Source organism: Adhaeribacter terreus (genome assembly GCF_042657365.1).
In the GTDB taxonomy this organism is placed as follows: domain Bacteria; phylum Bacteroidota; class Bacteroidia; order Cytophagales; family Hymenobacteraceae; genus Adhaeribacter_A; species Adhaeribacter_A terreus.
The window spans coordinates 310,472-332,979 of record NZ_JBHSKT010000005.1 but is presented as its reverse complement, the minus strand read 5'-3'; the positions used below and the strand labels follow the sequence as shown (position 1 = coordinate 332,979).

Sequence of the window (22,508 nt, the reverse complement as noted above, 5' to 3'; positions counted from 1 at the left end):
TATCTCTTCCGTTTTTCTTTCTTTTGATGGGTACTCACCGAGGTTTTGAATAGTTGGTCGAATAACTTTCTTAACCAAAGTGGGTACTTTTTTTATCCCGCTAATTCACTTTTAAAACAGTTTCTTAGTGTTTACCGGTGTGCGCAATTACAATGTTCCGCAGCCATTTCAGCATCGCAAAAATTGCCAGAGCCGCCAGCAACGCACCGGCACAGTTTACCAGGAAGAAGTATTGCTTGTGGTCGTAAACATCCCAGAGACTGGCTAGTACGCCCGAAAGTTTGTTACCGATAGATGTAGAAAGGAACCAACCACCCATCATCAAAGCGGTTAAACGCGGCGGACTCAGTTTTGAAACCAGCGATAATCCCATTGGGCTGAGGCAAAGTTCACCCACCGTAATTACGGCGTAAGAACCTACCAGCCACATGGCCGAGCTTTTCTCTAAACCGTTATTCGCAGCAAAAACGGCACCTACCATTACCAGCGTAGAAGCAGCCGTAATTAACAAGCCCAGGCCAATTTTAGCAGGCGTTGAAGGTTCTTTTTTATTGCGGCGCAGCATGGCAAAAAACGCTACCACTACCGGCGTTAAAAGCACCACGAAAAACGGGTTGATCGATTGGAATAATTCCGGCGAAATAAGCGGACGATCTTCGCCTTCGGCCGGCCATTTTTCCTGCGGTAAATTGTTCAGATATGGGTCTACGCCTTCTTTGGTAATTACTTTTCCTTCGGCATCGGTTTTGGTACGGAAGTTCTGGTCGTAGTCTTCTACAGTGCGCGGCGAGGTATTTACGTACTGCACCATACCCAAAGCCTGAGCTGGTTTTTCAAGGGTTTCCGGCAGGCTGCGGTCGGTGTAATATTGCGCCCAGGTAGTTAATGCGGTACCGTTCTGCTTGAAAATAGCCCAGAAAATGATAACCACGCCAAAAATTGCCAGCATAGCAGCGATTGGTTTTTTATCCTTCGCTGAAGCTTTGGCCCATAAACTCACGTAGAAAAATACGATCGGCAAAGAACCAAAAAGGAAAGCATCGGTAGAATCGGAACCGAAAATGCTGCCCGGAATAAAGAACCAGGCGGCAATACCCGTAAGCATGGCCGGCAGAATTACAATACCCAGGATCTTGCTAATGCTCATATCGTTGGCTTCTACTGGTTTCAGCACATCTACGTGTTTGTAATGCTTGTTGCCGAGCCAGAAAATAAGCACACCCAGGAACATACCAATACCGGCAGCCGCAAACGCATAGCCCCAACCCCAGGTGTTGCGCATATAAGAAGCCACAAACGGCGCCGCAAAAGCCCCGATGTTAATGCCCATGTAAAAAATATTGTAGCCCGAATCTTTGTTTTCGGCGTATTGCGGTTCGGAATAAAGATTGCCTAAAAGCGTGGAGATATTCGGTTTAAAAAAGCCGTTACCAATAATTACCAGACCCAACGCCGAATACAAAGCCAGATCGCCTTTTACAGCCAGCAAACAGTAACCAATACCCATTAAAATACCACCCAGCGAAATGGCTTTGCGGTAACCCATAACTCTGTCGGCGAGCAAACCACCCAGGAAAGGCGTTAAGTAAACCAGCGCGATGAACGTACCGAAGATATCTGAAGCAGCGGCTTTTGGTAAGGCTAAACCACCTTTCTGCGCATCGATCATGTACAGGAAGAAAATTGCCAGCATTAAATAAAAGCCGAAACGCTCCCACATTTCGGAGAAGAAGAGGTAATAAAGCCCTTTCGGGTGTTTGGAGTTTTTTTCAGTTTGCGTAGTAGCCATAAATGGTAAAAAAGAGTAGTAATGCGTTTTAGAACCGTTGAAAATACAGGTTTCCGCCGGAAGTGCCAAATCTGCCGGAAAAACGGTAGGGTTTTGGTGCAAAAAAGTATGAGAGAAACCCTAAAAACGGTACGCTTTGAAAAGCAAAAACAGCTTCCGGTTAAAAACGCTACGGTCTTCCTTACCCAAGAAACCCGGAAAAAACGCTATGCTTTCAGCCCGAAAAAGTGCTTAGAGAAAAAGAACGAGCCCGGCGCCAATGGCAAAACCGGTTAGTAAACCCGCATAAACCTGGGCCGGCGTATGTTCCTGCAATGCCAATCGCGCCGACATAACCGCACCGGTCAGCAAGATAAAAAGCACGATCAGGTTCAGTAGCGCAGCATCGGGCAATAGCGTGTGCAAAAAAACCAGAACTCCTAAAGTGCCGCCCATGCCAATGCTGTGCGCACTTATTTTCCAGAAAAGCGAAACCACGTAAGCCGCAAAAACCGACAGCGTGATCAGCAACATGATGTAATAAAAGAGATCGCCGAAGAGGTTTTCCCTGCCGAAAATATACGTGGTGCTGGCGTAGCAAATGGTAGTGAAAAGAAACGGCAGGCGGCGCTGTTCACGTTCCTGCATCTGCATGTTTTGCACCACACCAGCCCGCACCATAAAATAAGCCCCCACCGCCGGAATTACGAACGTCAGAAAAAAAACAGCAGCCAGAATGATCCAGCGTTTATCCATCGGAAAAGTGATCAGCGATTCGGGCAGGAAGTATAGGATGAGCCCAAACAAACAGGTAGGCATCAGCAGCGGGTGAAACAAAACGGATAGAAACCGGGCCAATGCTAAATTCACGAAACCTGTTGATGCTAAATGATTTTCCAAAAATAGGCATTGCAGCCGGTTCCTGAAAATTTGTAGCCCGAAAACTCATTTATAGTTTTTCGCCCGAAAACCCTACCGTTTTTTTACTTGCCTGCAGTTTCAGTTTCCCGCGCCAGGTTCTTATTGCCCGCGAGATCAGCACGGTGCCCACAACCGTAGGTCCGATCCAGACGAGCCACTGCTGCTGCATGTGTACATTATTCACCAGAAAAGCTGTAACCGTAGCAATATACGCGCCGCCCATCATGCCAATGTGTTTCAGTAGCCAGGCTTTATTGTTCGGCCCAAATAATTCTGGTTTCCTGAAAGTAAACAGATCGCCGATACTACTACCCAGCAAACCCGACCCGAAAACCGCCAGCACCGGCACAAAAAATGTTCCTGACTGCAACATTTGCCAAACTGGAAATCCGATCATGAACATTCCGGTAAGCAAACCTGCAAAGGCGGGAAGTTTATCGGGAAATCCGGGCTGGTATTTTTCACGGAGCCGGAAATAGAAAAGCGCACGTTTACCGGTGTAGGTTAAATAAAGCGAAAAAACAGCGATGGCCAGCAAAAACGGATTGAACTTTAACAAGCACATCAGTATAGCCGAAACCGCTACTGCGTACATGGAAAATTCGTAAATGCGGCCGGAGCGTCTATGGTTATTTCTGCCTTTAGTCGCAAAAATGGCTACCAGTCCGCTGCCTAATGCTACGGTGCCGGCAAGAATGTGAAAGAAGAGAATTGCTTTGTACATGACCGTGTTTTTTTTCTTCAAACTTACGGCAAGGCCAAAGCGACAGCAAGGGCAAAGGGATGAAAAACAAGCTTCCGGGGCGAATGACAAAGGTTTGGGACGAACTACAAGATTTTTAGCCGTGCAGCAAGCCTTTAATTTCAAGCACCATTTTGCGGGAAACAGGAATTGACTCGGGCGTGTTAAACAATTCCAGTTTCAGGCCTTGAGCATTACCCGAAAAATTGGTGACCTGCTCTAAATTTACCAAATATGCCCGGTGGCAACGCACCAGTTTCGGATTTGCTTTTATCGTTTCTTCCAGCCGGGTCAGGCTGCTACGAATAAGATTTTTCCTGGTTTGTCCGTTTTCAAGGTAATGCAATTCTATATAATTATCGGCAGCCATAGCGAAGAGAAATTGCGACACTGTGAGCGTTATTTGTTCTGTGCCCGATTCGGAAGTAAACGTAAAAGTTTGCGGCGCCGCGGTTACCGGAATTTCAGCAGCCTGAACATGAGGCGTTTCCGGGAGCGGATAATTTACCGGTGGCTTCAGCTCAGAATTCATGGTTTGGGCCAGTTTCAGGTTGGTTTGCAGCAAACGGTTATACCGGAAAAGCACGATAAGCGAAACCGGTAAAATGCCCACCGCAAGTGTAATGCCTTCGAAATACAATAAATGGCTTAAACTGAAAGGTTGCCGGAAAATGAAAAAGGTATAAAGCGTATTAAAGAACCCAATAAGCAGGAAATTAAAAAGCGTGATTTGAATTTCCTTACCTACGGTCCAGTTTTCGGCTATAAACCACTTCGGAAACGTTTTAGAAAGAAAGATCGCGCTTAAACTGATGCAGCAAAATGTAAGCAAGCCATAACCCAGAATTACCAGTATCTTTTCATAGCCACCCGTTGCTTCGCGCATACCAAACGGCTGAAAAACCAGCAGAAAAACCGCCACGAACAACCCGATAATGGCCGCCATCCGGATGGAACTGAAAAGTGAATGTGCCGGGAATGGTTGTTTTAAAAGGTGAAGCATCAGCAGTTTTTAAGCCCGGAAAGATAGCGTTTTTTTAAGCTGTTTTTATTTTTCGGAACACCTTTTAAAACTGCACCTATCTTATATTTTCTCGTAATATATTAATAACCGCGCCTTTAGCTAAAGCCTGATAATCCAGTTTTTCGCCCAAAAGAGCAGGTTTGTTTTTATTCCGAATTATCATGAGATACGAGTTTGCTCATAAAATAACAGGCGACTGGAGCTTTGAGGAGCAGAAGGTAATTAGCGATACGATTTCATTTATCAGTAACCCGATCGCTGGTGACCCGGTAACCGAAATAGGCCGATACCTCTCTAAAGTAACCGGCGTAAAATACCTGTTAATTGGCAAGTTTGTGTCCCCGGAAAATGAAAAGGTCGAAACAATCTGCTTTTTTAGCCAGGGACAGCAACTGGCTAATATTACCTACAACCTGAAAAATACACCCTGCTACCACGTATTTCAGCAACATGTATGCTACTACCCTTACGGCGTGCAGGAGGAATTTCCGGAAGATGCTGACCTCGTGATTATGGGCGTAAACAGTTATATGGGCGCAGCCCTGAAAAACTATACCGGCGAATCTATTGGCCTGATTGTATTGCTAAATGACAGCACCATAGAAAACCCGAGCATGCTCGAATATTTACTGACATTAGTTTCTCCAACCTTAGAAAGAGAATTGGTTGCCGGGTTGTCGGCGTAGCTTTTCGGGAGTTTTTTTGGTGGTTTCTGATACCGTTTTATTTAAAGCTAATTCAATTTCAGGTTGAATGTGAACTTCAGAAATTAACGTTAAGGTCTTAAATCCTGGCACGTAAACCGGTAGAACTTTCCTTTGGCGGCCGGTTTTTCAAGTTCCAGAAAATACAGTTCCCCTTCCGGAATATTTAAGTGGCAAAACGGTAGGCATATTTGCCTAAAAACCCGCGTTTCCGGATAAAAAGGAACGTTCATTTCTGTGTAGGCCCATTTATTTACGTCTATGATCTGCCCGCCTTGCAGTTGGTCGCTTTTTAAGAAATATGCGCTTAATTCATTATCTATTTGGGGCAGCGCTGTTTCTGCTACAATAATGTAATAATCGTTTACCTTTTCGGAATATAAACTAAAAGCCAGGTAGTTATCCCAATAACCTGCAAAATTCAGCGCGGGCAGAAGCCAGGCTACTATCAACGCGAAACCGTTTAAAAAAGTAGTTTTTACAAAATTAAAATCCCAACGGAGTGCGTTATTTCTTACCTCCCAGAAAGCCACATACACCAGCATAATCATGGCCAGGTTCCAGGGGAAAACAATGTAATTTCGGTTTACCCCGAGCGGGCTGAGGTATATCAGGATAAATACATGGGTGCCAATGGCCAGTAAAACCCCGGCCTTTCGGGTGCGGGGTATAAAAAGAAACAGGCCGGTTAAGATTTCCAGCAGGCCAATGCCATAGCCCCACGGTTTTAACGTGTTTAAAAGTTCCGGATCCTGAATCCCGAACAGTTTGCTTAGTATATCCTGAAAGGTGAATTGAATAAAGTTCTCGTTCAGTTTATGTATGCCGCTCCAGCAGTAAATGAAAGTACGCAAGGGTTTTAGCCTTAGAAATTTCATCTGGCCTGAAAAATGAAAACGGCAGCTGGCAAAGCGTGTAAATATAAACCCAAGGCTGCCAGCGATTCTGATCCTGTATGGCCAATAAAAATACCAGCAGCAAAGCCAGATGGTTAATGATCTTTTTCCGGCTAAAACAATTTACGGCCAGCGCTAAAAGCAAAAGTCCCGGCAAGATGAGATCGAGTGGGGAAGGGATTTTTGGGAAAAGATCCAGAGCCGGAGCTACCGGAAATAACCTATCAGAACGCCACAAATTAAAGGAAAGCAACATGCCGATAAGAAAGAAAAAGCTTGCTGTCCTTTTAATGAAAATAATCTGGTTTTCCGGTGCCGGCACAAAGCCCTTAAAATCCATTTGGGTTAATTGCGATTATTTGAATGGAAGTATGAAAATGCATTCCCTAAACTACAAAAAAAAAGCCCTCCCCTGTTTTAAGGGGAGGGTTGGGTGGGGTTACAACTCCTTCCGCAACCGCGCCACAGGAATATTCAGCTGTTCCCGGTATTTGGCCACAGTTCTCCGGGCAATATTGTAGCCTTTCTCATTCAGCATTTGCTCGATCTTCTCATCGGAAAGCGGCTTTTTCTTGCTTTCCTTGTCGATGATCTCTTTCAGAATGTGCTTTACTTCTCTGGAGCTGGCGTCTTCGCCGGAATCGGTGGCGATGCCTTCGGAGAAGAAATATTTCAGCGGATAAATACCGAACTCGGTCTGTATGGATTTGGAATTGGCAACGCGCGAAACCGTGGAAATATCCATCCCAATCTCTTCGGCAATGTCCTTCAGGATCATCGGGCGGAGTTTACTTTCATCGCCTTCCAGGAAGAAATCGCGCTGGTATTTTATAATGGCTTCCATGGTGCGCAAAAGCGTGTTCTGGCGCTGCTTGATGGCATCTATAAACCATTTGGCGGCATCGAGTTTTTGCTTCACGAAGGTTACCGTTTCCTTTAGTTTCTTATCAGTTTTGGAGCTTTTTTCATACGCATCGAACATTTCGGCGTAGCTCCTGCTGATGCGGAGGTCCGGCGCATTGCGGGAATTTAAACTTAAGTTCAGGTTGCCATTGTCGTTGGTCAGAATGAAGTCTGGTATTACGTATTGCGCGCGACCGGAAGTAGCTCCGGAACCGCCGGGTTTTGGGTTCAGTTTTACAATTACGTTTATAGCATCCTTCAGATCATCTTCGTCGATGTTGAGCTTGGCTTCGATCTTGGAATAATGTTTCTTGGTGAATTCCTCGTAAAAGTCCCGGATAATGTTTTCGGCAATTTCGGTGGCTTCGTCCTGTTCGCGGCGTTCGAGTTGTAGCAGCAAACATTCCTGCAGATCACGGGCAGCAATGCCGGCCGGGTCGAACTGCTGGATCAGGTGCAGCACCTGCTCAATTTCTTCTTCAGTAGCTTCTATATTTTGGCTGAATGCCAGATCGTTGGAAATTGCCTGCAGATCGCGACGAATGTAACCGTCCGTATCGATGGAGCCGATCAGCTGCATGCCAATGGCTTGTTGTTTTTCGTCCAGGTCTAAAAATCCAAGTTGGTCGATAAGCGCATCGATCAAGGTTGAAGAACCGGCCAGCGGCATTTCGCGGTCGTCTTCGGTGTCGCCGCCGGTATCGCCCTGCATTTTGTAGCCGGCAATATCGTCGTCCTGCAGGTAATCGTCCAGGTCGAGGTCGTTGTTTTCTTCGGCGCGTACTTCTTCTTCCTGGCGCAGATCGTCGGTAGCATCGGATGTTATTTCGCCTTCGAAATCATCGTCCAGGCCTTCGTTTTCGTCGAAATCAGCATCGTCGTCGTTTAAAAGATCTTCGTCGTCGGAGCGTTCGGGTTCGTCTTCGTCGCCTTCTTCCAGCGCCGGGTTTATCTCCATTTCTTCCTTGATGCGGGTTTCGAGTTCGGCCGTAGGAATTTGTAACAGCTTAATAAACTGAATCTGCTGCGGAGAAAGTTTCTGCGAAAGTAATTGTTTAAGGTCGAGTCGCTGCATAATAATCGGGCCAGAAAAGCGGCATAGCTGTTCAAATTTAGCTTTTTTTACTCTTCTTTGAAATAAAAGGTTAAATAATAGGTTGCGCAAGGCGCAACTAATTAGAAATTAAAAATTAATAATTAGAAATGCTCTTTCAGGTTTGAAATCTTCAGGTGAAAAAAGATATCCGGAACATGCTTTACTTTTATTATTGGCAACTTCACAAATATTGCCCGGATTGATTTCCTTTCTGAATTTCTAATTTCTAATTTTGAATTTCTAATTGAAGAAAGATATGTCACGGACGAACGTAAAAAAACTGCTGAGCGCTACCGATCTGGTGGGCCAGGAAGTGCTGGTAAAAGGCTGGGTGCGCACCAAGCGCGGAAACAAATTTGTAAGCTTCATTGCCGTTAACGACGGTTCTACCATAAATAATATCCAGGTTGTAGCCGATGCAGAGAAATTTCCGGAGGAAAGCCTGAAGGAAGTTACCACCGGCGCGTGCGTGGCCGTAACCGGAAAACTGGTGGAAAGCCAGGGCAAAGGTCAGACGGTAGAGATCCAGGCCTCCAACGTAGAAGTTTTAGGAACCGCCGATGTAGAAACCTATCCGCTGCAGAAAAAAGGCCACTCGCTGGAATTCCTGCGGGAAATTGCGCACTTACGCCCTAGAACGAATACGTTTGGGGCCGTTTTAAGAATGCGCCACGCCATGACCTTTGCGGTGCATAAATTCTTTAACGACCGCGGTTTCTTTAACGTGCATACGCCCATCATTACCGGTTCCGATGCCGAAGGCGCCGGCCAGATGTTCCGCGTTACAACCTTAGACCCGATCAACCCGCCAAAAACCGAAACCGGCGAAGTAGATTACTCCCAGGATTTCTTCGGCAAAAACACCAACTTAACCGTTTCCGGACAGCTGGAAGGCGAAGTGGCGGCCATGGCTTTAGGGCAGATCTATACCTTCGGACCAACGTTCCGGGCGGAAAACTCCAATACTTCGCGCCACCTGGCCGAGTTCTGGATGATCGAGCCGGAAGTGGCTTTCAACGAGCTGGAAGACAACATGGACCTGGCCGAAGATTTCCTGCAATACCTGGTAAGCTATGCGTTAGAAAACTGTAAAGACGACCTGCAATTCCTGAACGACATGTACGACAATGAACTGCTGAACCGCCTGAACTTTGTGGTAAACAATAAATTTGAGCGCGTAACCTACACCGATGCCGTTGAAATTCTGAAGAACGCCAAAAAAGCGAAATTCGAATATCCGGTAGAATGGGGCACCGATCTGCAAAGCGAACACGAACGTTACCTGGTAGAAAAGCACTTCAACAAACCGGTTATCCTGATCAACTACCCGAAAGACATCAAAGCGTTTTACATGAAGCTGAACGAAGACGGCAAAACCGTTCGCGCGATGGACGTGCTGTTCCCGGGAATCGGTGAAATTATTGGTGGTTCGGAGCGCGAAGAAAGCTACGAAAAACTGCTGACCCGCGTAAAAGAAATGGGCATTCACGAAGAGCAGGTTTGGTGGTATATGGAACTGCGTAAATTCGGTACCGCGCCGCACGCTGGTTTCGGGCTTGGTTTCGAGCGTTTAATGCTGTTCGTAACCGGTATGGGAAATATTAGAGACGTAATTCCTTTCCCACGTTTCCCGAAGAGCGCGGAGTTTTAACCCCACGCCCCCACCCAACCCTCCCCTAAATCAGGGGAGGGCTTTTTTTTGGAATTCCGGTTCGTGGCCTGTAGAGACAAGGCAGTGCCTTGTCTTAACGCATTCCCGATTCGACCTTTTATGAATAACAAACTTTGTAAATCCCGGTCAGGTTATGTAGCTTGGCCGGGATTTTTGTTATAAAACGCTATCGATTTCGATGAAAAAAGTAAATGCTTTAGTTTTAGGATTGGCAGTTTTGCTGGCTTTTAGTTGTGAAAAAGAGAAAAAAGATGACCCGGCCCCGGAAACGCCGCAACCGGCAGAAGCAACTTTTAAAGGTTGCATTTTAACCCAGGACAGCAGCTTTAGCGGATCGTATAAGATTAATTATAAGCACAATGCAAAAGGCCAGATAACGGAATTGAAGTATTTTACCCGCACCGATACTACCACAGAACAATTTACTTACAAACCAGACGGGAATATTGTAACGTTTAGTTATTCCAACCCCCAGGAGGGGGCCGGTTACCTGAGCTATCAATACAACGCAAACAACCTCATTTCCCGGATCGACATCAATAACCAGCCAAAAGGCTCCGGCCAGTTTGCCTTAGATCTTTATATGCTCTTCACCTACGATTCGCTCCAGCGGGTAAAGCAGCGAACGTCATTTTACCCGCCCTTTACTACCTGGTCCTATCAGGATCGTTACACGTACCTACCCACCGGCAACATTGTGGTAAAACGCTACACAGATGGCAATGGCATACCAATGCTTACCAACACTACCGAATACGGTTTTGATACCAAAAAGAATCCAACCCCCACGCAATTGACCTTAATCGGAGATGAGCTTTATACTAGCCATAATACTACCTACAAAAGATCTGTTCACCACACTACCAACGTTACCAACGAATTCTTTATAACCTACCAATACAACGCCGACGACTATCCGGTTAATAGAACGGTGGTCCGCAACAATTATCCTACAGGAGGCAACGCCTATAAATATCATTGCCAGTAAAAACGCTATCCTTAAAGCCGGAAAAACTGCCAAAGTTCTTCCGGCTTTTTTACAAATAACAAATCTTGTAAATCCTGGGTAGATTGCTTAACTTGTCCGGAATTTTTGTTATAAAATGCTATAGTTCTCGATGAAAAAAGTAAATGCTTTGGTTTTGGGGCTGGCGGTTTTGCTGGCTTTTGGTTGTGGTGGCGATGAACCGGAACCGGTAAATCCGGATTCAAATAATAATCCAGATAATTCTAATACTGTAAAATGTCTAATTACAAGGAGAATTCACGACTCTCCAACTGTTTATACTACAACCTACGAGTTGAACGCGCAAAACAAGGTTCTGAAATCTACCAGCTATACAAATGGTTCGTACCGGTATGAATCTGTTTATGAGTACGATAATTTGGGCCGAAAAATAAAAGCAGAGCGCAAAGACGGTAACTTTATTATTGAATATTTCACCTTCGAATACAATGCCGCCGGCCAGTTAGAAAAAAGGACGAATTTTTACCGGGGTTCTAGCACTTCGCCGCTAACGCTGAACGGATGGTATTTTTATGAGTATGATACCAGCAATAGATTAATTAAATGGAGTGATTTTGCTTCAGGGAGTCCTAATGCTCCGATGGCTTTCCGGAATTATGCTTACCCGGCGGCGAATAAAATCACAGAAGCCTTGTATATCATTAAGTCCGGAACACCTACCTGGCAGGATTCTATAGAATATATACTCGATGGACATAAAAGACCACTTACAACCGGCAGCTCTTTAGATAAAATGGAATTGCTAACGAACCAGAATATCCTTTCTGAAAAACAAACCTACGATAACGGACCGGGCACTACTATTAACATAGAAAATTATACTTACCAATATAATGCCGATGGCTTTCCTACGCAAGTCATGCGATCTTTTAACGGCAGCCCTTCTGTTTTACATGCTGATTACACTTATAATTGCCAATAAAAACGCTATCCTAAAAACAGGAAAAACTGCTTTTAGTAATTTGTGCAACATAAATTGTAAATCCCGAACAGGCTTTGTAGCTTGCCCGGGTTTTTTGTTATAAAACGCTATAGATTTTGATGAAAAAAGTAAATGTATTGATTTTAGGCTTGGCGGTTTTGCTGGCTTTTGGTTGTAGTGGTGATGAAAAGAAAGATGATCCGATACCGGAAGATCAGGTTCAGAAAAATTGTTTATTAACTAAAATAGTAAGTCCGGAAACTACTTACGATTTAATATATAATAGTGCCGGAAAGGTTATTCGGATTAACGATACTAGGCAAGACTCAACCATCAGTTCTCATATGGAAATAACCTATAACGCTGGCGGAAACATTGCGGAAATAAAGCACTTCAACAATAAAAATGCGACATATTTGCAGGAGATCTTTTCTTACAACTCTCAAAACCTGCCCGACACTATTTATTCCATTTATAGTTTCCAGACTGGCACTTTTAACACCTATGAATACAATGCTGCCGGACAGTTAACAAAGTGGAGTAACTTTAGTGGTTCTAAAGTAACGCCCTCGCACTATACTGAAGTTACTTACCCCGCACCTAACCAAACCAAAGAAATGCTTTATTCATATGATGCTTTGGGGAATGTGCTTCTAAACTCTACGTACGAAAAACAATACGATAATAAGAAATCGCCTCATGCACCTTTCGATGCTGTTTTTAAGCCGATTATCTCTTCAAATAACCTTTTATCCTTCAAGATTACAAATCATAGCCAAGGCACAACTTTAATTTATACTTACACTTATATTTATAATGCTGCTGATTATCCTATTCAGCAGGCTGTAACATATAGCCATGTTCCCTTGCCTCCTGCTGTAAGTACTTTTACTTACAACTGCCAATAAAAAACACTATCCCCAAACCCCAAAAACTGCTAAAGCTCTTCCGGCTTTTCCTGCAAATAATTTGTGAATTACCAAGCAGCGTTTGCAATGCTTAACACGTCATTAAACAGGCGTTCCAATTAAAATCCTCTTCCCGTGAAAGCACTTTTTACCTTCTTTTTCCTGGCGTTTTTCGGGCTGCAAAACACGTATGCGCAAACTTCAAAAGCTATAAAAGAAGATTGGGTTCCGGTGCAGAAAGCGGGCGTAAAAGGCGGCGTAAACGTGGCTTCTATTTCTAACCTGGCAAATTCAAGTGCTTTTATGGGCGTGCATGGCGGCTTTTTTGGCGAAGTGCAACCGCGCGAGAGCTTTGGTTACGGCGGCGAAGTAATGTATTCGAAACAGGGTGTAACGGCCAGCAATATCGATTTTGGTTTGAGCTACCTCAGCGTTCCGGTGTTCATAAACCTGTACCACGGCAAAGTTACGTTTCAGGGTGGCGGCTACGGCGCGTTGCTCTTTATGGCAACGGCTAAAATAGGCCAGGAAAAAAAAGACCTTACCGATAATTTCCAGACCACCGATTACGGTTTGTTGGTCGGCCTCAGATTCAGACCTTTAGACAAAACATTTATCGGTGCGCGCTTTAATTTAGGCCTGCAGAATATCAACAATAACTTTACCGAACGCCAAAACGCCATACTCCGCAACCGCAACCTGCAAATTTCGGCCGGTTACCAATTCTGAGCCTTTAAAACGCCCCAAAACGCTATGGTTTTAGCCTGAAAAACTCCGTTTGTGTAAGCAAGCTTAAACTTCTATTTTTGAAGCTGCTAACTTAAATCTGAAACCATGTACGAATGCCTTTTATATACCGTCGAAAACGGGATTGCTACCATCACGCTCAACCGCCCGGATGTTTTCAACGCCTTTAACGACAAGCAAAGCTACGAACTTCAGGATGCCCTGAAACAGGTTACCCGCGATGCCAACGTGCGCGTGGTCATTTTAACCGGCGCCGGCAAAGCCTTCTGCTCCGGCCAAGACTTAAAAGCCATTGCCAGTGCCGATAAACGCGACCTTTCCGAAAGCCTGGAAAAACGCTACAACCCGATCATCCGCGCGATGCGCAACCTGCCAAAACCAATTATCTGCAAACTGAACGGTGTAGCAGCCGGTGCCGGTTGCTCGTTAGCGCTTGCTTCCGACTTGATCGTTGCTTCCACCGAAGCCAGCTTAATTGAAGTGTTCGTGAACGTAGGTTTGGTGCTGGATTCCGGTTCTTCGTATTTCCTGCCGCGCATTGTTGGTTCTATGAAAGCCTTTGAATTGAGCACTTTAGGCAGCAAAGTAAAAGCCGAAGAAGCACTGGCTTTAGGTATGGTAAACAAAGTAGTTGCGCCGGAAGAACTGGATAATGCCGTAAACGAACTGGCCCAACGCTACGCCACCGCTCCAACCAAAGCAATCGGTTTAATGAAGAAAATGCTGAACAAAAGCTTCAATTCTTCTTTAGACGAAATGCTCGATTACGAAGCCCACTGCCAGAAAATTGCCGGCAACTCCAAAGACTACAAAGAAGGCGTAACCGCTTTCAACGAAAAACGCAAACCCGCTTTTACCGGCGAGTAAATTGAATTGTTGATTGCTGATTGAGTTTTTTATAAATCTGTATAGGTTGTAAAGTAATGCTTCTATGCAATCTCTCAGGAATTCAGAACAGGTTGAGCACTTTTTTAGTGAATAATCCTGCCGTTTTTTCAATCAGCACTAATCAATCAGCAATTAACAATCAAATAAAAAATCCGCTGCCAGTTTCCGGGAGCGGATTTTTTATTTTATTGAAATTCTTTGAAAAAACTAGCGCAACGTAATGATGCGGGTTGTACCGTTGTAAGTTACCGATGCCGTTTTATCGCAGGCTTCGGTACCGGTCGGGTCGTAGTTTAAAGTCATGCTTTTTTGCCGGCCGTTGGTAATATCTATGGTGCCGGCAATAAAGGTACGGGCACAACCCAAACGGAATACTTTTTTAAGTGGCGTGCCAATAATCGTAGAGTAATTTTTGCCGCGGCGGTTCGTTCCCGAAGAGGTTCCTGTTACCAGATACTCATCGTCGAAAAGCGTTAAGGTTCCCTGGCCGGCAACGCGCTCTACCTCACGATGCGCATTCCAGTTTCGCGAGGTTCCGTTGGTAAAAACAATGCTGGCATTTTGCACGTGCACCGAATATTTGTAGTTAGCCGTACCGTTTTCGTTGCCCAGACTTGTAATAGTTTTAGTGCCGGTGTGCTGATTATCGTTCACAAAATAGTTGTTCAGGCTGATGATTACCGAAGAGCCCGCTGCGCGCCAGGCACCATTAAAAACCGCAACAATCTGGCCACGGCGGTATTTACCATCTTTACACAGGCAGTTTGTAGCGCCAAAATCTATGGTAAGCGTGTTGGTAGAAGCATTCCAGGTGCGGGTGGCGCAGTTGGCCAAGTTGCCGCTTTTGCTCGGGTTTCCGGTTTTCAAGTCCGGATCGGCCGCTTCAGCATCTACAAAATCCTGCACAGATTCCATTTCTGTTTCCATGCGCGCATTATCTTCCGCCGAAACAATGGCCTCTTCAGGCTTCATATCTTCGTCTTTTTTGCAGGACGTGAACGCCAGCATACCCGCCAGCGCCAGCAAACTCAATTTAGATAAGCTCATTTTTTTCATGATTTGGTTAAGGTTTAAAGATGCTTTTAGGAAATAGAATATTGCGCTTTGATTTTGCTGATCTGCAAAAGTTTAACCAAAATAACTATATTTTTTCGGTTACCGGAATTTTTGTTTTTTTATACCCCGAACGCCTGGCTTTGCCCGGATTTAACTTCGGCAGGCGCGAAGCGTATAAACAGCTGTTTTTCTTTTATTTATTACTTTAATTAATCTGTTAAACTATGAAAAAAATTACCCTGAATGTTGCCCTGGCATTATTTATTGGCCTGGTATCGGCTTGTGAAACCAAACGTGAAACCACCGAAGAAACTACAACTACCACCGAAAATGGAATGGCTACCGACGAAAATGTAGGAATGGAAATGCCGCAGGATACTACCAGTATTGTAACCGGTAAACCCGGCGTTCCGGTTTATGTTTCCGATGCTGATTTTGTTGCCATGGCAGCCAGTGGAGGCATGCTGGAAGTTGAACTGGGCAAAGTAGCCGCCGAAAAAGGCACGCATGCCGACGTTAAAAAGTTCGGAAAACTTATGAGTACCGACCACAGCAAAGCCAATACCGAACTGAAAGATCTGGCTTCAAAAAAGGGTTGGGTAAGACCGGCCAGCATGTTACCCGATCATCAGAAAACCTACGACCGCATCTCGCAACTGAGTGGTGCAGATTTCGACCGCGATTATATGGCAGAAATGGTGCTGGACCACGAAACCGACGTAGCCATGTTCGAGCAGGCCACGCAAAAAGCCACCGATACCGATCTGAAAGCCTGGACCAGCAAAACGGTGCCTACCCTACGCGCACACCTCGACATGGCCCGCAACATTAATTCCAGCGTAAGCAAAAAGTAGTTTTTCAGCCCGAAACCCTACCGTTTTTAAACCCAAAAGCCGTTCCTGAAAATATTCCGGAACGGCTTTTTTATGCTTTTTTTAGCGGCTTACTGCTTCACAACTTTATACTGAAAATGGCGGCCATTTTTCGCATTTATCTGTAGCAAATACAAACCCACCGGCAAGCTGCTTTCCACGCTCAAAACCTGCTTTCCGGAATGCTGCGTTTGCCTGGTGCGTATCTTTTGCCCGGTTACGGAATAAAGCGAGATATCTGAAAACGCTGTTGCTGCCGGCGCCTCGATCGTGATCTGGTCCTGAAAAACGGTTGGATACACTTTAAATGGAGCCTGCGCCTTGTTCTCACCCATACCCGCAATAGTACGCAACAGCGAATCGGCTTTGCAGGCATCCGGCAAGCCGTAGCCATAAAAATTATCCGGGTTAACATATTTATCGGCGCTTTGAATAATAGCCTGATAAACCTGCATGTTGCTTGCGCTTGGGTTAGCTTGCAGAAGGCAGGCCGCTACCGAAGTAATTAAAGGCGCTGCCAGCGAAGTTCCGGTAGTATAACCCACCATGTTCGCCGGATTTATGAATGCCGTGCCGTGGCCAAAAGCTACTACATCGGGTTTTATACGGTTATCGGCGGTCGGGCCAACGGAGGAAAAACTGCTGTATTGGTTTTGTAGCGTAACGCTGCCCACGCAAAGCACCGAATCGCCGTCGCAAGGCGGGTTTACGCGCGAAGTAAGGTTGCCCGTAGCCGGAAAATTGCCATCGTTGCCTGCCGCAATTACCACTAAAATGCCTTTCTGTGCAGCTTTATCGGCCGCATTGGTTATGATCGGCGTATCGCCGTCAATCATCGCATTGGAATAATCGCCTTGTCCCGGATCGAAATTTTTGTAGCCAAGCGAAGTCTGAATGATATCGGCGCCCAGAGAATCGGCCCATTCGGCAGCGGCTACCCAGTTCAGTTCTTCCTGGTGCGTTTCGGAAGTTGTATTTTCGGTGAGTGCCAATGCAAAAGTAGCCTGCGCCGCTCCGCCTACGTAAGTGCCGGGGCTGTTAGCCGCAATTATAGAGAACACCGCGGTGCCGTGATCGTGGGTGCCATATACGGTATTGCCTTTGTTTACAAAATTGCGGGTGGCTAAAATGCGGTTCTGCAAATGCAAAGAATCGAAAACGCTTCCCGTATTTACGCCCGGAAAACCCGAATCTAAAATTGCCACCAAAACGCCTTTACCCTGGTAACCTTTATCGTGTAAACAATCCAGGTTCAGTTGCTCAATTTGCTGTTCGGAAGCACCATAACTCAGCCGGCTATTCTGGTTGTTCTCAGTTTTTGTTTCCGGAAGTTTATTAGTTGCCTGCGCCGCAGTTACCGCCAGTTTTTTTACCGACCGGATAGCCGGAAATTTCTGCTGTAAAGTTTTTTCGCTAAGGTTGGTTTCAATTAAAACGGTATTCAGCCACTTACTTTTTTGCTCAATTCTGATACCGTTTTTCTGCAATTGCTCCAGGTATTTCTGACTTACCGGCAGATCATCCTCCTTCAGCGGAATATTATTTTTCGCCCGGCGCGCCAACGCTTTTTCGCTCAGAACCCGCTCTGGATGCTGTTGTAAATAAACCGCTTCCGGTCCTTTATCTTTAAAAGTAACCAGGTATTTATCCTGCGCTAGCGCATTGCCAGCTATGAATAAACTCAGAAGGGTAAATATTTTTTTCATATGCGTTTCTAAGTTACGGTTTAATTAACAAGTTTACTAACAGACTGCGGTAGACCGTATTTTGTTGCTTTCCGGTAAGACAATTCAGGTTTAATAAACCCTGATGTTTAAGCTGTTTTTTACAAAAGTTATTGACTTTTTATGCCCGCAACCCTACCGTTTTTAAACAGGACAGCCGCTCCCAATAGCGGTAGCGGCTGTATTTAGTTTTTAAGGCTGAAAGCATAGCGTTTTGAATTGCAGAAAATACAATATTGCGAGGTCCCCCTTTGGAGGGGGTAGGGGGAGGATTTTCACGTTATCTGATTTTACATGAATTGATCAGGAATGCGTGAGTCCTCCCCCTACCTCCTCCGAAGGGGGACTTTTCTTTGCAAGCTATACTACTATTTCGCAACTTTCTCCCGGTAAATACTCGTAGCCAGTTCCTCTTTAATGAACCGCGGTGTATAGCCTTTTTTAGTTTTCGCAACTTCTTCCGGCGTGCCTTGTGCCACCACCGTTCCACCCGCATCGCCGCCTTCCGGCCCGATATCAATGATGTGGTCAGCTACTTTTATCAGGTCTAAGTTATGCTCAATGACAAGAACGGTATTGCCTTTATCTACCAGCTTCCGCAGCACTTCGCTTAAATGCTGAATATCCTGGAAATGCAATCCCGTTGTCGGTTCGTCTAAAATGTAAAATGTGCGGCCGGTATCTTTTTTCGAAAGCTCGGTTGAAAGTTTTACCCGTTGCGCTTCGCCACCTGATAAGGTTGTTGCTTGCTGGCCCAACGTTATGTAACCTAAACCAACTTCGCTTAGCACTTTTACTTTGCGCTGAATTCTTGGTTGGTTCTCGAAGAATTCTACGGCTTTTTCTACCGTCATTTCCAGTACGTCTGTAATGGATTTGCCTTTGAATCTTACTTCCAGCGTTTCGCGGTTGTAACGCTTGCCTTTGCAGGCATCGCACGGCACATACACATCCGGCATAAAGTTCATTTCGATGGTACGCATACCGGCGCCTTCGCAGACTTCGCAGCGGCCGCCTTTTACGTTGAAGGAGAATCTGCCGGCGGTATACCCTCTGATCTTCGACTCCGGTAATTGCGCGTACAGGTTCCGGATATCGGTGAACATACCGGTGTAAGTTGCCGGGTTGGAACGCGGCGTACGGCCGATTGGCGACTGGTCTACTTCAATTACTTTATCGATGAATTCCAGGCCTTCTATTTTTTTGTATGGCAGCGGATCGCGTTTGGCGTTGAAGAAGAACTGGTTCAGGATCGGGTAAAGCGTGTCGTGAATAAGCGTGGATTTCCCGCTGCCCGAAACACCCGTAACCGCAATGAATTTTCCGAGCGGGAACGCTACCGTTACGTTCTTCAAATTGTTGCCGGTTGCCCCGAAAAGCTTCAGTTCTTTGCCCGTGCCTTCGCGTTTGGTTTTGTCTACTTCAATGCCTTTTCTTCCGCTTAAAAAATCGGCGGTTAAGCTGCCGGAGGCCATCATTTCGGTTGGGGTTCCGGCCGTTACAATTTGTCCGCCGTGCACGCCGGCGCCCGGACCAACGTCTAACACATAATCCGCATTCAGGATCATATCTTTGTCGTGCTCCACCACAATTACTGAGTTGCCTAAATCGCGGAGGTTTTGCAGGGCTTTGATCAGTTTTTCGTTGTCGCGCTGGTGCAGGCCGATGCTCGGTTCATCCATAATGTAAAGCACGCCTACGAGCTGCGTTCCGATCTGCGTAGCCAACCTGATCCGCTGACTTTCGCCGCCGGAAAGGGTACGAACCGAACGGTGCAAACTCAGGTAATCCAGGCCAACATCCAGCAGGAAACCAATGCGTTTGCGGATCTCTTTTAAAAGTTCGCGGGCAATTACATTCTGGCGTTCACTCATCCGGTCTTCCAGATTTTCGAACCAGGCGGCCAGTTTATCTATTGTGATGATGGAAAGTTCGCCGATGTTTTTCTGGTCGATCTTGAAGTGCAGCGATTCTTTTTTCAGACGCAAACCGTTGCATTCCGGACAGGTAACTTTGCGGGTATATTCCGAGATCCATTCGCGGATGTTCTCCGAATCGGATTCCATTTGCTTGCGCAGGAAATTTACGATGCCTTCGAACTCTACCGCGTAGGTTCCTTTCTTGGTTTTAACTTCAAGCTCTTCGTCCAGGCCATACAGCAGAATTTTGTAAGCATCTTCCGGCAGGTCTTTGATGGGCGTGGTGAGTTTGGCTTTGAATTCCTTCAGCAGCGCTTCTACCTGGTGAAAGATCCAGAGGTCGCGGTACTCGCCGAGCGGGGCAATAGCGCCCTGGCGGATCGTTTTACTTTTGTCAGGAATAATGGCGTCTTCGGTCAGTTCCTGAATTTCGCCCAGGCCGTTGCAGTTGGGGCAGGCGCCGTACGGGGAATTGAAAGAAAAGGTGTTCGGGGCCGGATCGTCGTAGGCGATGCCGCTTTCCGGGTCCATTAAAAACCGGGAAAAGAACTGCGTTTCGTTCGTTTCGGCGTCCTGAATCAAGATGGTGCCTTTGCCGTGCGTGAGCGCATTCTGTACCGAATTCGATAAGCGATAACGGTCTTCGGCGTTCACCACAATTTTATCGATCACGATCTCAATGTCGTGGATCTTGTAGCGGTCGAGCTGCATTTTAGGGACCAGTTCCAGCAGTTCGCCGTCTACGCGCACGCGCACAAAACCCATCTTCCGGATCTGCTCGAACAGTTCGCGGTAGTGGCCTTTCCGGCCTTTTACCACCGGCGCCAGCACGATCAGTTTTTTGCCGTTCAGGTTTTCCAGGATGTGGTTCACGATCTGCTCATCGCTCTGCCGGATCATCAGCTTGCCCGTAACGTAGCTGAAGGCTTCGCCGGTACGTGCAAAAAGCAGGCGCATAAAATCGTAAATTTCTGTGATGGTGCCCACCGTGGAGCGCGGGTTGCGGCTCGTGGTTTTCTGCTCGATGGAAATTACCGGCGAAAGCCCTTCGATCTTATCGACGTTAGGCCGGTCCATACCGCCCAAAAACGAGCGCGCATAGGCGGAAAAAGTTTCCATATAGCGGCGCTGCCCTTCGGCGTAAATGGTATCGAAGGCCAGGGAAGATTTGCCGCTGCCGCTGATGCCGGTAAACACCACCAGTTTGTTACGCGGAATGGTTAAGGATATATTTTTTAAGTTGTGCTCACGGGCGCCGTAAACCTCAATAAAAGGCACGTCTAAGGCCGTAGCAGCAACCGGATCAAGCTTTTTGTCAGCCATTTTTCAGGGAAGAATTAATCTGCAAAGGTACGCAGAATTACGCAGGTTTGCAGGTGGTTCAGATAACTCTTCCTAACAGATTTGAAGGGGTTTAGGTTGCAGGGGAGGGAGGTGATTTGGGAGAAAGTTGGTTGGGAGTTTTTGGGGTGGGAGGGGTAGCGTTTTGGAGAATGGAAATTAAAGTTAAACCCTATTTCAATTTTTCAACTTCGCAAACACACCGAAAACCAATATCGGCAGCTGGTTTATCGTAAAGTTTTCGGTCTGTAATTTTAGAATTTGTAAGCGGCTCCAGCCAGCTTCCGCCTTTTGCAATGCCTTCTTCGGCTACCATTTCAGCAACGTTGCCTATCATATTGTAAATACCAAAATCATTTGGCGGATAGGCATATACATAAAAAGGAGTACTAAGATTTAAAAAATAAGGGAGGTTGCGGTGCGTATTAAAAGCAGCTTCTGGATTTGTTAAGCTGTTTGTTTTATTAAATTTCTTGATGTCCGCTTTTATCTGCGATGCTGGCGGTGGATTCGGAAGTTTTGTGGCGAGATATCCGGCTGCACCGGGGTTTACTTTTAACTTAATATTAATAATATTTTCAGGATATAAGGCATGAGGATATTTCTCCTTATCGAACCCCGTCGAAGCAATCATTTCCCATTCAGCCTCAGTAGGTAAGCGGTAATTATAGTTCAGGCTACTTGTTTGAGGGAATTGTTTATGCATTTGAGCAGTAACAAATTTAGAGCGCCATTTACAATAGGCTTTGGCCTGTTCCTGCGATACCCCAATAACTGGAAAAAAGCGATAGCCGGGATGGTCAAGATACGTATCGAAGCGCCATTCTTTCTTTTCATTTGCCGGAAACTCCGGAATCATACCGGTAATATCCATGGCATAAAAGTCCTGTGGTACCAATTTGATTAAGTTTGCCTTGGGCTGCATTTTTAAAGCCACACTTTCTGATGAATCCTTTTTAAGATAATGCAAATATTCCAGCCAATGAATATTTGATACTTCAATTTCATCGCAGTGAAGATTGCGGGTAATAAAGACACTTCCAGGTACATTCTGGTATAATGGAATCCCGACCAGGTCAGGACTTTTTTCCTTTGTAAGATTTCGTATATTCTCTAGTTGCTGAATTCCATCCGGAAAGTCCTTTCCTGGCTTTAGCTGCTTTATTGTGAATTTTAATACCTTATTTTCTTCGTAACCCCGGTATTTAAAGATCAAGAAGCTTCTTTCAGATTGATTGTACCTGGCATCAGTTAAAAAACTGCGGTCGGCAGGATGCGAAGAATTCGGATTTTGGCTTAAGGTGCAACTTTGCAGTAGCGTGAGGAGAAATAGAAGGGTAAGATTGGCTCTGGAATACATCTTTAGAGTATAAGCCTC

19 protein-coding genes are annotated in these 22,508 nt (G+C 45.7%); 8 read left to right on the top strand and 11 right to left on the bottom strand.

Features of this window, described 5'->3' with window-relative positions:
- Nucleotides 1-124: 124 nt before the first annotated feature.
- The 4 genes from ACFPIB_RS10920 to ACFPIB_RS10905 form a co-directional block, all read right to left on the bottom strand.
- Entirely contained in the window at nucleotides 125-1,789 is a 1,665-nt protein-coding gene (locus tag ACFPIB_RS10920; RefSeq protein ID WP_378017491.1) for a peptide MFS transporter, read from the bottom strand.
- A 231-nt stretch (nucleotides 1,790-2,020) separates the two neighbouring features.
- Complete coding sequence (locus tag ACFPIB_RS10915) at nucleotides 2,021-2,587, bottom strand: hypothetical protein (RefSeq protein ID WP_378017490.1); 567 nt, start codon at nucleotides 2,585-2,587, stop codon at nucleotides 2,021-2,023.
- A 130-nt stretch (nucleotides 2,588-2,717) separates the two neighbouring features.
- A complete protein-coding gene (locus ACFPIB_RS10910; RefSeq protein WP_378017489.1) occupies nucleotides 2,718-3,413 on the bottom strand; it encodes a DUF2306 domain-containing protein in 696 nt (231 codons plus the stop codon).
- 115 nt (nucleotides 3,414-3,528) lie between these two features.
- On the bottom strand, nucleotides 3,529-4,434 hold the full coding sequence (locus tag ACFPIB_RS10905; RefSeq protein ID WP_378017488.1) for a LytTR family transcriptional regulator DNA-binding domain-containing protein: 906 nt from the start codon (nucleotides 4,432-4,434) through the stop codon (nucleotides 3,529-3,531).
- 182 nt (nucleotides 4,435-4,616) lie between these two features.
- Here ACFPIB_RS10905 and ACFPIB_RS10900 point away from each other — a divergent pair, with 182 nt between their 5' ends.
- Nucleotides 4,617-5,141: a hypothetical protein gene (locus ACFPIB_RS10900; protein ID WP_378017487.1), complete on the top strand. Its 525-nt coding sequence runs from the start codon at nucleotides 4,617-4,619 to the stop codon at nucleotides 5,139-5,141.
- Between the two features lie 89 nt (nucleotides 5,142-5,230).
- Here ACFPIB_RS10900 and ACFPIB_RS10895 read toward each other — a convergent pair whose 3' ends face one another.
- The 3 genes from ACFPIB_RS10895 to rpoN all read right to left on the bottom strand — a co-directional run bounded on the left by ACFPIB_RS10895 (nucleotide 5,231) and on the right by rpoN (nucleotide 8,033).
- A complete protein-coding gene (locus ACFPIB_RS10895; protein ID WP_378017486.1) occupies nucleotides 5,231-6,013 on the bottom strand; it encodes a hypothetical protein in 783 nt (260 codons plus the stop codon).
- Nucleotides 5,976-6,395, bottom strand: coding sequence for a hypothetical protein (locus ACFPIB_RS10890; protein ID WP_378017485.1), 420 nt, complete (start codon nucleotides 6,393-6,395; stop codon nucleotides 5,976-5,978). The genes ACFPIB_RS10895 and ACFPIB_RS10890 overlap by 38 nt, the downstream gene beginning before the upstream one ends.
- 99 nt (nucleotides 6,396-6,494) lie before the next feature.
- Nucleotides 6,495-8,033, bottom strand: coding sequence for an RNA polymerase factor sigma-54 (gene rpoN, locus ACFPIB_RS10885; protein ID WP_378017484.1), 1,539 nt, complete (start codon nucleotides 8,031-8,033; stop codon nucleotides 6,495-6,497).
- 277 nt (nucleotides 8,034-8,310) lie between these two features.
- Here rpoN and asnS point away from each other — a divergent pair, with 277 nt between their 5' ends.
- The 6 genes from asnS (at nucleotide 8,311) to ACFPIB_RS10855 (ending at nucleotide 14,197) form a co-directional block, all read left to right on the top strand.
- Complete coding sequence (asnS, locus tag ACFPIB_RS10880; protein WP_378017483.1) at nucleotides 8,311-9,705, top strand: asparagine--tRNA ligase; 1,395 nt, start codon at nucleotides 8,311-8,313, stop codon at nucleotides 9,703-9,705.
- Nucleotides 9,706-9,904: 199 nt separating this feature from the next.
- Nucleotides 9,905-10,714, top strand: coding sequence for a hypothetical protein (locus ACFPIB_RS10875; RefSeq protein ID WP_378017482.1), 810 nt, complete (start codon nucleotides 9,905-9,907; stop codon nucleotides 10,712-10,714).
- 130 nt (nucleotides 10,715-10,844) lie between these two features.
- Nucleotides 10,845-11,675 (top strand): hypothetical protein, encoded by an 831-nt coding sequence (locus tag ACFPIB_RS10870; RefSeq protein ID WP_378017481.1) that lies wholly within the window; start codon nucleotides 10,845-10,847, stop codon nucleotides 11,673-11,675.
- A gap of 119 nt (nucleotides 11,676-11,794) precedes the next feature.
- Nucleotides 11,795-12,583, top strand: coding sequence for a hypothetical protein (locus tag ACFPIB_RS10865; protein WP_378017480.1), 789 nt, complete (start codon nucleotides 11,795-11,797; stop codon nucleotides 12,581-12,583).
- A 135-nt stretch (nucleotides 12,584-12,718) separates the two neighbouring features.
- On the top strand, nucleotides 12,719-13,312 hold the full coding sequence (locus tag ACFPIB_RS10860) for an outer membrane beta-barrel protein (RefSeq protein WP_378017479.1): 594 nt from the start codon (nucleotides 12,719-12,721) through the stop codon (nucleotides 13,310-13,312).
- A 105-nt stretch (nucleotides 13,313-13,417) separates the two neighbouring features.
- Complete coding sequence (locus tag ACFPIB_RS10855) at nucleotides 13,418-14,197, top strand: enoyl-CoA hydratase-related protein (RefSeq protein WP_378017478.1); 780 nt, start codon at nucleotides 13,418-13,420, stop codon at nucleotides 14,195-14,197.
- Nucleotides 14,198-14,425: 228 nt separating this feature from the next.
- Here the strand turns inward: ACFPIB_RS10855 and ACFPIB_RS10850 are convergent, their stop codons facing one another.
- Nucleotides 14,426-15,265: a hypothetical protein gene (locus ACFPIB_RS10850; RefSeq protein WP_378017477.1), complete on the bottom strand. Its 840-nt coding sequence runs from the start codon at nucleotides 15,263-15,265 to the stop codon at nucleotides 14,426-14,428.
- Between the two features lie 233 nt (nucleotides 15,266-15,498).
- Here ACFPIB_RS10850 and ACFPIB_RS10845 point away from each other — a divergent pair, with 233 nt between their 5' ends.
- Nucleotides 15,499-16,128, top strand: coding sequence for a DUF4142 domain-containing protein (locus tag ACFPIB_RS10845; protein WP_378017476.1), 630 nt, complete (start codon nucleotides 15,499-15,501; stop codon nucleotides 16,126-16,128).
- 89 nt (nucleotides 16,129-16,217) lie between these two features.
- On the opposite strand, the gene ACFPIB_RS10840 is transcribed toward ACFPIB_RS10845, so the two are convergent.
- The 3 genes from ACFPIB_RS10840 to ACFPIB_RS10830 form a co-directional block, all read right to left on the bottom strand.
- Entirely contained in the window at nucleotides 16,218-17,852 is a 1,635-nt protein-coding gene (locus ACFPIB_RS10840) for a S8 family peptidase (RefSeq protein WP_378017475.1), read from the bottom strand.
- 386 nt (nucleotides 17,853-18,238) lie between these two features.
- Nucleotides 18,239-21,112 carry an excinuclease ABC subunit UvrA gene (uvrA, locus tag ACFPIB_RS10835; RefSeq protein ID WP_378017474.1) on the bottom strand — a complete coding sequence of 958 codons (2,874 nt, stop codon included), beginning with the start codon at nucleotides 21,110-21,112 and terminating at the stop codon, nucleotides 18,239-18,241.
- Nucleotides 21,113-21,302: 190 nt separating this feature from the next.
- Complete coding sequence (locus tag ACFPIB_RS10830; RefSeq protein ID WP_378017473.1) at nucleotides 21,303-22,490, bottom strand: formylglycine-generating enzyme family protein; 1,188 nt, start codon at nucleotides 22,488-22,490, stop codon at nucleotides 21,303-21,305.
- Between the last annotated feature and the right edge of the window lie 18 nt (nucleotides 22,491-22,508).

Excerpts from the sequence above, each read along its gene's own strand:
- ACFPIB_RS10900 (WP_378017487.1), top strand. The coding sequence starts at position 4,617 with ATGAGATACGAGTTTGCTCATAAAATAACAGGCGACTGGAGCTTTGAG.
- ACFPIB_RS10905 (WP_378017488.1), bottom strand. The coding sequence starts at position 4,434 with ATGCTTCACCTTTTAAAACAACCATTCCCGGCACATTCACTTTTCAGT.
- ACFPIB_RS10910 (WP_378017489.1), bottom strand. The coding sequence starts at position 3,413 with ATGTACAAAGCAATTCTCTTCTTTCACATTCTTGCCGGCACCGTAGCA.
- ACFPIB_RS10830 (WP_378017473.1), bottom strand. The coding sequence starts at position 22,490 with ATGTATTCCAGAGCCAATCTTACCCTTCTATTTCTCCTCACGCTACTG.
- uvrA (WP_378017474.1), bottom strand. The coding sequence starts at position 21,112 with ATGGCTGACAAAAAGCTTGATCCGGTTGCTGCTACGGCCTTAGACGTG.
- ACFPIB_RS10890 (WP_378017485.1), bottom strand. The coding sequence starts at position 6,395 with ATGGATTTTAAGGGCTTTGTGCCGGCACCGGAAAACCAGATTATTTTC.
- ACFPIB_RS10875 (WP_378017482.1), top strand. The coding sequence starts at position 9,905 with ATGAAAAAAGTAAATGCTTTAGTTTTAGGATTGGCAGTTTTGCTGGCT.
- ACFPIB_RS10840 (WP_378017475.1), bottom strand. The coding sequence starts at position 17,852 with ATGAAAAAAATATTTACCCTTCTGAGTTTATTCATAGCTGGCAATGCG.
- ACFPIB_RS10870 (WP_378017481.1), top strand. The coding sequence starts at position 10,845 with ATGAAAAAAGTAAATGCTTTGGTTTTGGGGCTGGCGGTTTTGCTGGCT.
- ACFPIB_RS10920 (WP_378017491.1), bottom strand. The coding sequence starts at position 1,789 with ATGGCTACTACGCAAACTGAAAAAAACTCCAAACACCCGAAAGGGCTT.
- ACFPIB_RS10850 (WP_378017477.1), bottom strand. The coding sequence starts at position 15,265 with ATGAGCTTATCTAAATTGAGTTTGCTGGCGCTGGCGGGTATGCTGGCG.
- ACFPIB_RS10845 (WP_378017476.1), top strand. The coding sequence starts at position 15,499 with ATGAAAAAAATTACCCTGAATGTTGCCCTGGCATTATTTATTGGCCTG.
- asnS (WP_378017483.1), top strand. The coding sequence starts at position 8,311 with ATGTCACGGACGAACGTAAAAAAACTGCTGAGCGCTACCGATCTGGTG.
- ACFPIB_RS10855 (WP_378017478.1), top strand. The coding sequence starts at position 13,418 with ATGTACGAATGCCTTTTATATACCGTCGAAAACGGGATTGCTACCATC.
- ACFPIB_RS10865 (WP_378017480.1), top strand. The coding sequence starts at position 11,795 with ATGAAAAAAGTAAATGTATTGATTTTAGGCTTGGCGGTTTTGCTGGCT.
- rpoN (WP_378017484.1), bottom strand. The coding sequence starts at position 8,033 with ATGCAGCGACTCGACCTTAAACAATTACTTTCGCAGAAACTTTCTCCG.
- ACFPIB_RS10915 (WP_378017490.1), bottom strand. The coding sequence starts at position 2,587 with ATGCCTACCTGTTTGTTTGGGCTCATCCTATACTTCCTGCCCGAATCG.